This window comes from Flavivirga rizhaonensis (assembly GCF_004791695.1).
Lineage (GTDB): Bacteria > Bacteroidota > Bacteroidia > Flavobacteriales > Flavobacteriaceae > Flavivirga > Flavivirga rizhaonensis.
Window position 1 is genome coordinate 152,385 of sequence record NZ_SRSO01000006.1, and the last position, 12,803, is coordinate 165,187.

Here is a 12,803-nt window from a genome sequence, read left to right on the forward strand (position 1 = left end):
ATCTTAGTATCCTAAATTTTGTGGTTTAAGGTATGGGTTGGCTAATAACTCTGTATCTGGAATAGGGAATAATATATGTGTATTTAGCCAGTTCGCTTTTAAAGGTGTTAGTGCTTCGATGGCTTTTTTCATTCGTTTTAAATCAAACCAACGCTGCCCGTGTTCGGTAAACAATTCTACTTGACGTTCCTGAAGGATAGCATCTAATAAATTATTCAGGGTGGTAGCCGTCGTATTGCCTAAACCTGCTCTATTTCTTATGATGTTGAGATCTTCCTGTGCTCCGTCAATATCACCCATATGTGCCCTAGCCTCCGCACGTATTAAATATTGCTCTGCCAAACGAAAAATAATAGAATATTCTAATGAGGCTTGGGTGGTACTAATAAGAGTTTCTTTGTATTTATGTGCAAAATACAATGTGGTAAGACCATCGGTACTAGTAACGCTTCCAACCCAATTCGATTGTCGTAAATCACCAAGCTCAAAAGTAGCCAATAGGTTATCGGTAAGCGTGTAACCTTCAGTGGTAGGGGCAACCTTAATAACTAATTGTTGTCCCTCTTGGGTATTTCTTGGACTATCTCCAGGTTTAAACTGCCAAAGGGTTTCTGGTGAATCCTTAAGAAATACTTTACTTAAATCTGCCTCTAATACATGTGAATCAATAACATTAGTCGCTATGGTTTCTGCTAAGGTCCAATTTTCAGTATACAGATAGATTCTTGATAATAAAGCGTTGGCGGCTGATTTGTTGGGATATATCCGTTCTCCACTGGCATCGTCCAACAAACTTAAAGATAAAGTAAGATCTGCTATAATATTTTCATAAACTAAATTCACAGGCATACGAGCAACTGTATTGTTTTCTATATAATTAGTTGTAGTGATATACGGGACATCCCCATACAATCCTACCAATAAACTATGTAAATAGCCGCGAACAAACAATGCTTCTCCTTTAAACTTTTGTTGGTCATCCACGTTTAAAGCACTGGAATTTTCTACCCCTTTAATAATATCATTGGCTGCATAAATTAGATTATAAGCATGGCTCCACCAACTGGATATAGTCTCATTTGATGCAGTAATATTGTGGTTATAAATTTTTAAATAATCTTCATTAGTTCCAATATAGTCCAACTCATCTGAATATGTGCCCATTAAAATACTTAGCCCAGAACTACCTGACACCATGCCCTGTGCTTGCATTTTATAATAGATATTTGCCAAAGCAGATTCTACCGTTGCAGAATCTTCAAATACGGTTTCCGATACCAATTTGTTTATAGGCGGATCTATTTCCAAAAATGACTCACAAGACACCAAATAGAAAGACAAAAAAGAAAACATTAATATTTTAATGGTACCTAGTATTTTGCAAAAGGTATTGTATTCTAATCCCTTTGTGTACTTACTGCTTTTTTTAAGCTTCATGATATGTTTTTTTAAAAATTAAAAACCTAGCCTTGCCCCTAAAGAGATTTGTTTTAATGGTGGTAGAACTCTATTCACAGGTTGTTCTGGGTCTGCTCCCTCATAGTTAGTAATGGTTAATAAATTTTGTCCTTGCAAATAAAGATCTATATCCATACCATAGCTCCATGTTGTGGGTACTTTATAATTTAATGCTATATTTCGTAGTCGAATAAAGGAAGCATCGGATATGATTGCGCTACTTGCGCTTTGATTTTCACTATAAAAACCTGCAATCTGTATCGGCGCAATGTCTCCAGGTTCTTGCCAGCGATTTAAGAGCTGTATTGGACCATTAAATCTAAACCCAGCAGCTGGACTTGCTGCCAAATAATTCCTACCCTTTTGCTTTTTAAACTGAAAGAAAAAATTTAGAGATACATTTTTATACGTTAGCGTGTTACCTAGTCCTCCGTAAAATTTAGGAGCCAAATCTTCAAACCAATTTTTATCATCCAAAGTTGTTATGCTACCGTCATTATTATAATCTTCAAATTCGTAGAACCCTGTATCTGGATTGACGCCTAAAGCGTGGAAGAACCGTGTTTCTGTTAAAGGTTTTCCTATTCTATATGTATTAGCAAAGGCCGAATTCTCTATATTTGGAAATTTTAATAGTTTGTTTTTAGGTACGGTTAGGTTAAACGTCGTTGACCAATTAAAATGCTTTTTTTGGATATTTATGGTACGTACATCTAACTCAAACCCTGTGTTTTCTACAGTCGCATCAAAATTACCTGTTAAACTATTAAAACCCGTTGTGGTTGCTAAAGGAATTCCAACCAATTGGTTTGAGGAACGGTTTTGATACCATGCTGGGTTTAGCAGTATTCGGTCCTTAAAAAAGCCTAGTTCCAAAGCAAATTCTAGTTTTTTATTTTCTTCCCAACCATAGTTTGGGTTAAAAATTCCAGTTGGCTCCAGTGCATTAATTCCATTGTAATCATAACCAATAACATCATAGGTGTCTAAAAATTTATAGTCTCCTATATTGTCACTGCCTGTAGTGCCATAACTACCTCTTATTTTTCCAAAACTTATTATACTATTGTCATTAAACAAAACTTCCTCTGAAAAAATCCAAGCTCCTCCAATAGCCCCAAAATTTCCAAACAGTTTGTTTGAACCAAAACGAGAAGACCCATCTCTTCTCCCTGTTAAGTTTAAAATGTATTTGTCTTTAAAATTAAAATTAATTCTTCCAAAAAAGGCTTGATAACGGTATTCGCTGTTGTTATTTTGAAGCACTTCAATGGTCTCTGCTGCAGAAAAATTGAGTATAAGGTTGTTGCTCGAAAAACCTGTTCCCCGTTGTACTAATTGTTCGGTAGTCTGTTTTTGAAAGGTACTTCCAATTAATATTTTTAGGTCTATGTCCCCCCATTGTTTCTGCCAATTAAGCTGTGGTTCTATGATCCATGATTGACGATCACTGCTATTAGTGGTGTGGGATGATAAACTTGAATCAAATCCTCTGCTCGGATTAAATGCAGTACTTGGATAAGTAATATAAGATTCCAACTGGTAGTTATTATAACCTAAATTCGTTTTTAGCTCCAAATTTGTATGTAGTTGATAGGATAATACTGTATTTGCTATGAGCGTATTAGTCTTTGCCCGATATTCTCGTTCTAAAGATGCAAGAGGATTATTAAAGGTGTTGTTCTCCCAATTAAGGTTTCCTTCATTATCATATAAGGCTGGGGCATTTGGTTCAAGCGTATTGGCTAAATAAGTAAAATCTGCTAAAGGAAGTTGGTTATTTTCAATAGAATAACTCGTCGACAGATTGATTTTAAAAAGCTGGTTGCTGGATTGGTGGTTTATATTGCTACGCAACGATGCTTTTTTATAGTTGGCATCTCCAGGAAACACTGTGGTTTCTTTTTGATATGCACCACTGAATAAAAATTGGGTTTGTTCGCTACCACCCGAAAGAGATAATTGTATATTGTTACGATAGGCAGTATTACCAATTAACACCTTTTGCCAATTGGTATAGCGATTTTGATCCCAAAGATTAACTTCTGGAATTTCAGAATTGAAATCAGGGTTGTTAATTGCAAAACCAAATCCAATGTTATTAAGTGCCTCTTTGCGTAGTTCTAAATACTGTTCTGTGTTTAATAAATCCATTAAACGGGTGACTTTGCTAAAAGTGTTAATTACATTTACCATCACCTTTGTTTTACCAGAGGTTCCTTTTTTAGTGGTAATAAGTACTACGCCATTAGCCCCACGAGACCCATAAATAGCTGTAGCATCTGCATCTTTAAGCACTTCTATACTTTTTATATCCGCCGGATTAATAGCATTTAAAGGGCTGACATTTTTATCGTGAGTTAAAGACCCTATAGCTTCTAAAGATAGTGATCCGTAAGGCACACCATCTATTATAAATAAAGGGGTAGTACCACCGTTTAAAAAATTTTTTCCTCTGATTTCGATGTCAAAACCACTCCCAGGTACTCCTGATGTCTGCCTAATATTAACACCCGCCATATGCCCTTGCATGGCTGCTATAGGGTTATTTACGGGTTGTTTTTCGATGGTCTTTGCTGATATTTTGGCAATGCTTCCAGTCGTTTCCCTTTTAGAAGTATTGTAATACCCTGCATTAATAGTGACTTCTTCGAGCTGACTTATACTTTCTTTTAAAGTTATATTAATAGTGGTTTGATTACCTACTGTCACTTCTTGATTTTCAAAACCTAAAGATGAAAATACTAATACATTGGCAGGGTCGGGTACTAATAAGCTGTAGAATCCGTTAAAATCCGATGCTGTACCTGTTTTTGTACCTTTTATTAATATTGTTGTGCCTGGTATTGGAAGCCCTTTTTCGTCGATAATTTTACCAGATATTTTTTTTTGAAGCCGCTTATTGGCCCTTGTGATTTCTTTGATTATAATATTATTGTTAGCTGTTACTATAATAGTATAATCACCACCTGATAAACTTTCTTGAAGTAATTTATAAGTACGAATATTTCCTTTTTTAACGTTTATTTTTTGGGATTTATTAAAGATCCCTTCTTCATATACAAAACTATAGTTAGTTTGCTTCATAATAAGGTCAAAGACTTCATCTACTGTTAAAACTTTATCTGTATCAATTGTAATTTTAGAACTTTGAGATATAAGATTGTTAGGCGCTAAACCAAATACGGACACACAACATAATAACATAAGAGCTCTCATAAGGTATAATATTAATCGCCTTTTTCTAATAAAGAAATGAGCGAGCTTTAATTTTATTTCCATAAATTAGTGTAATATTAATTAGTTAGTAGTTTTGATTAATTAATACAGATAAGGGGAATTCAGTTTCTAACTTTGCAAGGTGCGAACTGTTTTTCTCCTTTTTTAAATGAAACCCAATGTTGGTAATCACCTTCATCGGGATTTCATTTTATATGTAGTTTTTTTAAAAGCTCTATCCTAATTTTTAATAATCCGTTTGGTTTCTGTGCTATGGTCTGTTTGTATTTGTAAAAAATAAAGTCCTTTTGACAGGCTGCTAACATCAATATTTTGGCTTTTAGTTTGTATTATTAATTGTCCTAAATTATTATATAAGTTGATGGATTTTAAATCAGAAACATTTTTAATAGTTAATATATTCTGTACTGGATTAGGATACACTAATGCTTTTTGTTGAGTTATATAATCTTTAGGGGTTGATAAAGTTATAAAAGAATTTACCGATAAATGGTCAAACCCCATTGACGAAGCCGAAGCAGTTACCGTAAAGGACGTGACGTTAATCCAATTTAAGTCAACCGTTCCCCCTGCTGGTGCCGCGCCACCAACTAGTGATACTGTTTTCGCTGTATTAACCCCTAAAGGTGAGGGGGTAAACGTATAGTCTACATTTTGAGTAGAAACCTCTATAGGTAAAATAGAATTAACCACAACAGGTTGATTAAATGCAAATGTAACTGAAGTGGTGCTTCCACCAGTATAAACAAGGTTGTCTATTGTGCCCATCCAACCTCCCCAATTGGTAGGAATGACTAAACCATTTCCATCATCATTAGTAGTAGTCAAAACAATACCATCAATAGTTTCAGTAGTGCTTTGTTCATCGACACTACGAACAGCGTCTTCCCAATCAAAAACGGTTTGTGCATTAATAGGGAAAACCGATAAATGGTCAAACCCCATTGACGAAGCCGAAGCAGTTACCGTAAAGGACGTGACGTTAATCCAATTTAAGTCAACCGTTCCCCCTGCTGGTGCCGCGCCACCAACTAGTGATACTGTTTTCGCTGTATTAACCCCTAAAGGTGAGGGGGTAAACGTATAGTCTACATTTTGAGTAGAAACCTCTATAGGTAAAATAGAATTAACCACAACAGGTTGATTAAATGCAAATGTAACTGAAGTGGTGCTTCCACCAGTATAAACAAGGTTGTCTATTGTGCCCATCCAACCTCCCCAATTGGTAGGAATGACTAAACCATTTCCATCATCATTAGTAGTAGTCAAAACAATACCATCAATAGTTTCAGTAGTGCTTTGTTCATCGACACTACGAACAGCGTCTTCCCAATCAAAAATGGTTTGTGCATTAATAATATTAAGGCATAGTGTTAGTGTGACTATTAAAATTGTAATTTTTTTCATGATTAAATTTTTTTGGATTAATTAGTTATTATTAGAATTGTCAGTTGTTCAATTTATGGTGTTCTTTCCTTCCGTACCTTTTGGCACGTTTTTTAAATACAATATTTATTATTATAATTGGGGTCTTCGTTCTAGCGATACACAAGGTCATGTGTTAACGCTTAGCTCTACTTATTTAATTGTAATCGTTTTATTGTTGATAGCATAATTGTTGATAGACGTTGACTCGATAATTGACATCACTTCTTCAATGCTTTGGCTTTTCTTTAAGACTCCTTTAAATTTTATATTTTTGTGAGCTTCTTTTTCAAATATAACCTCCATATCATACCAACGTGCCAATACCTTCATCAAATCCTCTAAACGCTTACCTTGAAATCTGAAAATACCATCTTTCCAAGAAATTTCATTATACGTGTCTACTTCTGATATAGCTATTGTATTGTTCTGTGTATTTAAAACAGACTGTTCCCCAGGCACCAATGTTTTATTCGAATACTGTGTGTTTACAGCTACCGAGCCTTCAATAAGTGTTGTATAAATATGGGCTTCATCTTTGTAAGCTTTAATGTTGAATTCTGTACCAAGCACTTCAATTTCTTGTTCTTTATGAAACACCTTAAATTTAGCACCATTATGCTCTGTACTTGGTGAGACATCAAAATAAGCTTCACCATAAACAAGCTCGACTTGTCTGGTTTCGCCTTTAACGAAGGCAACTGGATATTTTAATTGGGATTCGGAATTTAACCAAACTTTAGTACCGTCTGATAATTGTATATGAAACTGCCCGCCTCTAGGAATGGCTAACGTATTATACATCATATCTTTGATAGCTTTGGCTTTTGTGCTATACACTATTTCTTCGCCATTACTGTTTGCATTTGATGTTTGGTAAGTTGTCCCTTTTTCTAACGCAACTTTAGAACCATCTTCCAAAATAAGTGTTGCCTTATCTGTTCCTGTTTCGATATTGTTGTCGACAATGATTGTTTCATTACTTTGCAGACTCCCAATATTATCATTTAAGAAAAACGTGATACCCAATAAAACCGCTATAGATGCCGCTGCTGCATAATACCGATACATTGGTTTAACCTTAGGCTTAGTTTTAGTTTTTTGCTTGGTGCTTTCCATGAAGTTCTCCCAAGCTCTTTGTTTATTTAATTTGCTTGTAAACTCAAAACGTTCTTGCTTTTTATTTTTATCGAGAATATTTGAGAGAACATAATTTTTTTCATCATCTGTAAGATCTTTAGATTTTTCTAATTCCTCAATTTTTTCTCCTTTAAATATGGAGTCGGCAACTTTACTCGAGAGTAATTTGATTTTATCAAAACTGGACATAAAATGTTTTTGTATACTATAATAACAATTGGAAATACAAATCGGGGGTAGTGGAACTAAAAAATTATTTAATTCTTAAGTGAGCTAAGTCTTTTCTGAGTTTTTTATAGGCGTCACTTTTATACGATTTTACCGTTTCAAAGCTTATACCTAATTTATTCGCTATTTCTTGATTAGTGAGGCCCTCAAAGCTTAATTTCATTACCTCTCGACATTTAGGAGGTAATGCCTCAATTGCTTTTTCAACTAAAGCAGATGCTTCTAGGATAACAGTTTCTTTAATAAAGTAATTTTCAGTTTGTAATATTTCTAAATTTTCAGGAGGATGAGCTTTAACAGATTTTGAATAATGACTCTTCAAAAAGTTTAATGATGCATTTTTTACAGCAACATAAAAAAAGCCTTTTGCTTTGTCTAAATCTTCAAAATAGAGTCCCTTTTCCCACGCTTTTACAAAAACCTCTTGAACAATATCCTCTGAATAATTCACATCATTAACATATTTGTTAGCAAAGAGACATAGAGGTGAATATAAGCGATTGAAAATTTTTTCAAATACTCCTAAACTTAGTCTGTCATTTTCCTCTATCATACTTCTATTTTAGTCTATAATTTTCTATGTTAATGTCTACTTGCAATATGAAAATTTAGAATTAAATATAACTATTTGTAAATCAATCTCTAATTTTAATACTCTTTTATGGTATAGAAATTGAGCGTTACCAATGCGGAAATTTTGAGCGAAATATTTGCGTTTATCCTCTGGGAGTTTTGCTAGAAACTCGGTTTGATTTTTTATTTGTTCTTCGTTTGTATGCTTCATGCTAAAAGTTTAAACCAATAGTTCACTATAAAAACTCATCTAAATAAATTAATGCCATAGGAATTTCTTCGAATAACTTGGTTGGAATGAGCGGCTTGCTAGTTCTTAAATAGAACTCTGATAATAACTCTGATACTGGCGGTTCAATAATTAATGCCACCGTTTTTACTAAAGTAGAACCTTCATTTGCCAAGTAATCTCTAGCCGATTTACTAATTTCTTTAATACCGCGAATATCACATAATACAGGTAAAAATTCATCTCGGTGAAGCTTTAGCCTATCTTTTACTATTTGAATCCCACCATTCAAGTCAATTGTAACATCCTTTTTATAAGTAATGTGTACTATTTTGTTTTTAAGCCAGTATTGGACGTATTCATTTTCATAATGTAACATAATTTGTAGGTTTATTTTATGTTTGGAAATGAGGCTAAACTCTCTAGTGAGAGGCGAAAAATAGTAAATATTTTTTTAACTAAATATTTTTTTATGCTTTGTAGTATCGTTATGGCGTAATAAAAAAAGCAAAAAAAGCTTGCTAGGTGTTTTGGTATAAGGATAAAAGAGTATTATGAATTTAATAAAAAAAAACTTAATTAAATCATTTTATTATGGCAAGCCCCTTTAAACCTTATGATTTTCGTAAGTTTTGAATGTCTTTATTTTGTAGGTCTATTTGTCTTTTTCGTTAAGTGAAAAAGAGTTTTTGCATGTCATCTAAATAAAAATCTTCCTCCATTGAAATAAGATTTTTAGCAAATTCCAATACCATTTTTATATCTAATTCTCTGTTTTTAATATTTAGTGTGCTCTCTACTTCTCCATCTAATGCGAGAATGCATACATGTGGTGTTGATTTTAAAGTGCCGAACAATTCCGTATACCTGTTAATTCGGGCGTCATTCAAGTACTATCCTTCGTTAATACCGTCAATTGGTGTCAATATATCAAAGTTTTATTGGTCTCAAATGGAGTTAAAACTATGTACTTTAGTGCATGTCGCTTTCAGCTTCTATAAACTTTTGACACGAATTTCACGAATTCACACTAATTCAGTTTTACCATATTTCACGAAGCAGACTTTCAGTCTGCCAAAACGAACCTATGGACTTCCAGTCCATAGTGGTTTATTTGTTTAATTTCTTAACCTTTTTTAAAGTTAATTATTCACTATCGCTTATTTTTTCAGGGCTTTCAGTCATTTGTTGTGTTTAAATTAAGAATTGTTTCCATTCATAAACTATTGTTTTTCTATAAAATAAAAACAATAGTCCAATGTATTCAACCAAAAGGACTTATATCATACTAATGTTAGTATTGTTTTTACATGCTATAAAAAATTGTATTAAAAAACTTATTATATTTGAGATATGGAAACAGCAACAAAACTCAATAATATACGTAGTAAAGTAATTCGTATCAAGGGATTACGAGGTATGAAACAAGAAATTTTAGTAGAGAGGCTTGGTGTAAGCCAACAATCTATTTCTATTTTAGAGCAGAGCGAAACTATTGAAGATGAAAAATTAGAACAGAGCCCCCAAGCTTTGGGGTAACCAAAGAAGCCATTGAAAATTTTTTGGATGAAGCTGTTTTTAATATAATGAGCAATACCTTCCAAGATCATAGCTGTAATAACAACATTATCTTTGTGCTATAAACCCCATTGAAAAAAACTGCAGAACTATATAAGCGCCTTGTACAAGCGAAAAAAAACAAAGTTGCTTATTTAGAAAATTAATTAATGACAAATAATAGCTTTTTGAGCAAAAAAAATATTAAAAGAGAACAGATTTAAAAAGGGTTCTCTTTTTTTCTCTCCTATTTGCCCTATTGGAAACATGACTGTAGTTGCATAAAAAAAAACAACTATAACTTAAACAGGAATCTGGTTAATACACATATAAAATAAAAAAATGTGTGCAAAAAATAAGAACGAACGAATAGGGCAGATAAATAAAATGCTACTGGAAATGGCTAGTGGCAATCTCTTTTGTCGATTGGAACTCTCTTCAGAAAATGACGATATAGAAGCGTTGACTCTTGCGTTAAATATGTTGGCAGAAGAAATACAGGAGTCTTTTTTGCATCAAGGCTATGTAAACAGGACTGGTGTTATTAAACATATTGTGCAGATGAGTTTTCTCTTAGATCATGAGGGTGTTATCCAAATGGTCAATAAAAATGCCTGTACCATATTATCCCTTCTCTATGCTGACATTATTGAAAAATCCTTTGATACTTTTTTAACAAAAGCGTCTAAAGCTGAGTGGCAAGATACCTGGAGAGAATTACAACAAAAAGGGTTTTGTGATACCTCTTTGAAACTGGATTTTAAAATATCACAAAGCCTACTGCTTCCTGCTTGTTGCTATGTAACTACTTATAAGAACGACATAGCAGAAAAAAGAAAAACACTGGTTACCATTGTCCTGCATTCCAGAGAGCAAAACGAACTGGAGGATGAGCAAAAACTGACTGTGGTTAAAAACAAAACTACACCTAAAAAGCAAAGGCTTATAATAAGTTATCAGGATATTAAAAAAATACAAAAGGGTCGTGATATCATTGTTAATAATCTGGAAAAAGAGCTTCCTTCCTTAAAGGAATTTGCCAGTCAATTAAATACTAATGAATTCAAATTAAAATATGGCTTTAAACAATTGTATGGGGTTAGTGTATATCGTTTTTTAAAACGGGAACGTTTAAGAAATGCCTATGTGTTAGTGCAACATAGTAAAATATCTATAAAAACCATAGCTTATACGTATGGGTTTAAAAGCGCTTCTCATTTTTCCAGAGCTTTTAAAAAGAGGTATGGATCTTCGCCAAATATATTCCGAAAACAATCCTCAAAATAGGGGAAATAGTCTTTTGTACAATGAAGTGATTTAAACTTTTTCCATTTGTATTAAATTAAATCCTCCATTGTTATTGCTTACGCAGATTGGGTGAGCTAGGGAATTTTTGTAATAGAACTAATACCAAATGAACCATAAGATGTCGTATTATATAATTAAATTGATATAAGCTACACTTCTCCTTTTTATAAGATTACTGCTATTTGTGTTTTATACCTTTTCTATCTTTTAATGGGTAACAGTTTTTGAGAGCTAACAGTTTTGTACGATTCTTATAAGTCTCAAGGCTCTTTATTAATCAATTACGAAGTTTTAGTGAGTTAAATCCCTTACGGTCATGTCTTAATCCCTTACGGTTATGTTTTAATTTATTTTATTATTCAGCTTTGTTTTTCTAAAGCAAATGGTAGAACAATTCTATTAAAAAAACAAATACTAACCACTAAAAAACTAACCAAATGAGTACATTTATGTTATTGGGTATTTTGATCGTATTAACGATGTTCAATATGATAATGATTGTTTTAATTCAGAGGATATTAATTTTAGTAGATTTGTTGTAGTTTTTAGAGACGGTTTGTATAAAAAAATATTTATAACAAAGTTAGATTTTTATTTTTCTTGTAAACGCTGAATTTTATGGTTGGCGAGTTTCTAAATAAAAACAGACCTTTGGTTAGTATAAATGTTAACCACTGTACTTTTTTGTTAGATTTTCCAATGCTTTTAGAGGTGCATCTTTAATTCCATTCAGCTCATATTGTTTAATAAGTCTTGTTATTTCTAACAAATTTTCATCGTAAGGTTTTTGGTTTAGACCACAAAGTTTCTTTGTTCCGTTTGTGGCAAAATCTGTTCCTAAGATATGTGACATGTGCAAAGTCAAGTCGTTGTAAAAATCTTCTGGACCAACGATTAATTTACATTTTGCTTCTCGAATTGAATTTATACATCCATTGAATAAAAATTTGGCTTTATCTAACATTTCTTCTGTAAAAAGTTGAACTATGACTTCACAGAAAAAGAAAATGTATGGATTGGAAAACTCATTCGAAGAACATAAATAGGAGCCTTTATCCGAATATTTATTAAAGACAAGAACTAATTTGAAGTTAGAAACGGAATGATAATCATTATCAATTTCGTAAAGAAAACCATGAACAAATTCCTTAATCAGTAACAATTCATTTTCAAGAAGAAATTTATAGCCATTGTTGATTTCTGTATCTCTACAAAATCGAAGAATTATTGAGTATATGTAAGCGTGAATTTCAAGATTTGTTAATTTGTTTGGCTCAAGTATTTCAAACTCTGTTGCAAGTTTATAACTTTCAAAGTTATTTTTGAATTTATCAATTCTAAATTTCTGTAAAAACTCTCTGGAAAATTTTGATTCTAATTCCGCTAGTTTATCCTCACATTTTTGGCATAAAATATTATCTTCTTTGTGATGATGCTTTTTTATTTCTGGATTTGTGTTTTTAAGATTATCTCTCCCATAATACACATCTACTGTAGCATTTTTAGAGTCTATTTCATAGGATTCTTCTGAATAGTGTTTTCCTATACAATTTTGAATTAAACTTGCAGGAACGATATGTGAACCTTTCGCATTAGCATCTTTTTCGCAAATTATACACTTCATTTCGGGTTTCTTATGGTTAAT

The 12,803-nt window shown here is 32.8% G+C and carries 10 protein-coding genes; 2 read left to right on the forward strand and 8 right to left on the reverse strand.

What is annotated here, in order from left to right; all coding sequences use genetic code 11:
- Nucleotides 1-3 precede the first annotated feature (3 nt).
- The 7 genes from EM932_RS06185 to EM932_RS06215 form a co-directional block, all read right to left on the reverse strand.
- Entirely contained in the window at nt 4-1,437 is a 1,434-nt protein-coding gene (locus EM932_RS06185; RefSeq protein WP_135876306.1) for a RagB/SusD family nutrient uptake outer membrane protein, read from the reverse strand.
- A gap of 18 nt (nt 1,438-1,455) precedes the next feature.
- The gene (locus tag EM932_RS06190; RefSeq protein ID WP_246040932.1) at nt 1,456-4,677 is read right to left on the reverse strand and encodes a SusC/RagA family TonB-linked outer membrane protein; all 3,222 of its coding nucleotides are present in this window, start codon (nt 4,675-4,677) and stop codon (nt 1,456-1,458) included.
- A gap of 240 nt (nt 4,678-4,917) precedes the next feature.
- Nucleotides 4,918-6,105 (reverse strand): T9SS type A sorting domain-containing protein, encoded by a 1,188-nt coding sequence (locus EM932_RS06195; RefSeq protein WP_135876307.1) that lies wholly within the window; start codon nt 6,103-6,105, stop codon nt 4,918-4,920.
- Between the two features lie 171 nt (nt 6,106-6,276).
- The gene (locus tag EM932_RS06200) at nt 6,277-7,452 is read right to left on the reverse strand and encodes a FecR family protein (protein WP_135876308.1); all 1,176 of its coding nucleotides are present in this window, start codon (nt 7,450-7,452) and stop codon (nt 6,277-6,279) included.
- Nucleotides 7,453-7,516: 64 nt separating this feature from the next.
- Nucleotides 7,517-8,044, reverse strand: a complete 528-nt coding sequence (locus EM932_RS06205; protein WP_135876309.1) for an RNA polymerase sigma-70 factor — start codon at nt 8,042-8,044, stop codon at nt 7,517-7,519.
- A 256-nt stretch (nt 8,045-8,300) separates the two neighbouring features.
- Nucleotides 8,301-8,672: a DUF7793 family protein gene (locus EM932_RS06210; RefSeq protein ID WP_135876310.1), complete on the reverse strand. Its 372-nt coding sequence runs from the start codon at nt 8,670-8,672 to the stop codon at nt 8,301-8,303.
- A 292-nt stretch (nt 8,673-8,964) separates the two neighbouring features.
- On the reverse strand, nt 8,965-9,183 hold the full coding sequence (locus EM932_RS06215) for a hypothetical protein (protein ID WP_135876311.1): 219 nt from the start codon (nt 9,181-9,183) through the stop codon (nt 8,965-8,967).
- Nucleotides 9,184-9,646: 463 nt separating this feature from the next.
- Here EM932_RS06215 and EM932_RS21460 point away from each other — a divergent pair, with 463 nt between their 5' ends.
- Nucleotides 9,647-9,832, forward strand: a complete 186-nt coding sequence (locus EM932_RS21460; protein ID WP_407925213.1) for a hypothetical protein — start codon at nt 9,647-9,649, stop codon at nt 9,830-9,832.
- Nucleotides 9,833-10,192: 360 nt separating this feature from the next.
- Entirely contained in the window at nt 10,193-11,137 is a 945-nt protein-coding gene (locus EM932_RS06225; protein ID WP_135876312.1) for an AraC family transcriptional regulator, read from the forward strand.
- Between the two features lie 688 nt (nt 11,138-11,825).
- Here EM932_RS06225 and EM932_RS06230 read toward each other — a convergent pair.
- The gene (locus EM932_RS06230; RefSeq protein WP_135876313.1) at nt 11,826-12,782 is read right to left on the reverse strand and encodes a hypothetical protein; all 957 of its coding nucleotides are present in this window, start codon (nt 12,780-12,782) and stop codon (nt 11,826-11,828) included.
- Nucleotides 12,783-12,803: the final 21 nt, after the last annotated feature.